Below are 533 nucleotides of genomic sequence, written 5' to 3'. Positions count from 1 at the left end.
GCAACGATCGCCGCAACTGTTGTTCCAGCCATGATCGCCAGCGGGAAGTTGAATGGCGAAATGATGATGCCGACACCGAGTGGAATGTAGTTAAACGTGTTGATTTCACCGAAACGGCTGTTCACTTTCACGCCGTCTTTGAGCTTCACCATTTGACGGGCGTAGTACTCAAGGAAGTCAATCGCTTCCGCTGTATCCGCATCGGCTTCTTTCCACGGCTTCCCTGCTTCTTTTACAAGGTAGCTGGAGAATTCGTGCTTGCGGCGGCGAATGATCGCGGCCGCGCGGAAAAGGATGTTTGCGCGCGCTTCTGGCTTCCATTTTTTCCATGTTTCAAATGTAGAAAGGGCGGCTTGCATCGCTTTTTCCGCAAGTTCCTTGTTCGCTTTTGAAACCGTGCCAATGACTTCTTCTTTATTGGCCGGGTTGATGGAAACGATCTTTTCGTCGGTCGTGATGCGCTCTGAACCGATCACGAGCGGAAAGTCCTGTCCTAATTGCGAGTTGACAAGCTTTAACGCTTCTTCAAAGGC

1 protein-coding gene is annotated in these 533 nt (G+C 50.8%); it reads right to left on the bottom strand.

Annotated elements, in window-relative coordinates:
- On the bottom strand, positions 1 to 533 hold a 533-nt coding region (locus WD019_RS21740), incomplete at both ends, for an aldehyde dehydrogenase family protein (protein WP_425712822.1).

Source organism: Fictibacillus sp. Mic-4, from assembly GCF_049843615.1.
GTDB classification, from domain to species: Bacteria; Bacillota; Bacilli; order Bacillales; family Fictibacillaceae; genus Fictibacillus_A; species Fictibacillus_A gelatini.
The sequence above is the reverse complement of the archived record's forward strand: the minus strand, read 5'-3'. Positions and strand labels throughout refer to the sequence as shown.